This window comes from Reinekea marinisedimentorum, assembly GCF_004341165.1.
GTDB classification, from domain to species: Bacteria; Pseudomonadota; Gammaproteobacteria; order Pseudomonadales; family Natronospirillaceae; genus Reinekea; species Reinekea marinisedimentorum.
The window spans coordinates 1-1,675 of record NZ_SLZR01000052.1; the positions used below are offsets into that span (position 1 = coordinate 1).

The window sequence follows — 1,675 nt, forward strand, 5'->3', positions numbered from 1 at the left end:
GATAGCGGCAATCTGCGGATGAGAAATATTTGTTAACAGCAGTTATTGGCAAGGCGGTAAAATATTGAAATTACCGCCTTTATGGATGGGCACTAGCTAATACAACAACACCGGTACTAAGCAGCCCACGACTGGGCGTGCAGGATGCTATAAATAACTTTAAACATAGAAAAACTAATTATTGAAGATTCCAATTCCAAGTTATCTGAATAACTGGAAATGCTATTTATTGCCATGAGTTCGAAAGTTAACATTTAGACCAAGTGTGACTGTCATCCCAGAAAAATCACAAACCAACCTCCAAAATAAAGAAACTACCAGTCTCTTATCTTAATTTTGTGACAAACTACTACTTCTCTTAATATCGTCTCAATGATACTCAAGCTTGCTTGAACAAAGAGCAATAAATAAAAAAATTAAGGATTAAATTATTATGATTATCGAAAAGCCTTTTGTATGTACTACTCATTTGAAGCCTTTAGCTTCCATTTTGATGTTATGTACTGCAATGACATTAACAGGCTGTAATCTTGAAGATCCCGTTATCACCGAAAACGTAAATGATGTTTCTGACACGGTTAATTCTACGGATTCTACGGATTCTACGGATTCTACGGATTCTACGGATTCTACGGATTCTACGGATTCTACGGATTCTACGGATTCTACGGATTCTACATCAGAAGAATCCAGATACCAGCCTGAAGTATCCACTACATGGCAGTGGCAAATTAGCGGAACCGTAAATACCGACTACGATGTGGATGTTTACGATATTGATTTGTTTGATACCCACACCAGTGTTATTGAAGAACTACAAGCAGACGGAAAAGCTGTTATTTGTTACTTTTCAGCAGGCAGTTATGAAGATTGGCGAGAAGACGAAGCTGATTTTCCGGAAGAGGCACTTGGAAAAGATCTTGATGGATGGGACGGTGAAAATTGGTTAGATATCACGAACGAAACAGTGCGTAAAATAATGGCCGCACGTATGGACTTAGCAGCTGAAAAAGGCTGCGATGGTGTTGAGCCGGATAATGTTGATGGTTATTCCAACAAAACCGGATTCGACCTAAGTTATGACGACCAACTTGATTACAATATTTTCCTGGCAGAAGCTGCTCATGAACGAGGCTTGGCCGTCGCATTAAAGAATGATGTTGAACAGGTTGATGACCTTGTTGACTATTTTGATTTCTCAATAAATGAAGAATGCTTTGAGTACGATGAATGCGAAACATTAGAGCCTTTTATCGAACAAGGAAAACCGGTATTTCATACTTCTTATGTTGATGAAGAAAGTGAGTTATCGGATAAAGCAGGTGAAATCTGCACGGAAGCTTTAGCACTCCAATTTCGGGCTCTGATTTTACCATGGGATTTAGACGATAGCTTCCGGTATAGCTGCGATTAACAGTGACTCATGCTATTTATCTAAGTTATTTTTAACTATGCATTAAGTACCCTCACTGCCTTGGAGCCATCGATGATTGAATTCTGCTCACCAGAAAACCAAAACGAATGGCTCCATTTGCGCAGCGAACTTTGGCCTGACGATAGCGAAGAAGACCTGCTGCTAGTGGGCCATGCGGTTAATTAGGTAATACTTTTTTAGCCCGTTCAACGGATGCAATTATCTTTTCTGCACTTTTCGTCCACTTAAATGGTTTTGCTA

1 protein-coding gene is annotated in these 1,675 nt (G+C 39.5%); it reads left to right on the forward strand.

Annotated features, from left to right (window positions below):
- Window positions 1-433 precede the first annotated feature (433 nt).
- The gene (locus BCF53_RS19090; RefSeq protein WP_243645876.1) at window positions 434-1,414 is read left to right on the forward strand and encodes an endo alpha-1,4 polygalactosaminidase; all 981 of its coding nucleotides are present in this window, start codon (window positions 434-436) and stop codon (window positions 1,412-1,414) included.
- The last annotated feature ends 261 nt before the right edge of the window (window positions 1,415-1,675 follow it).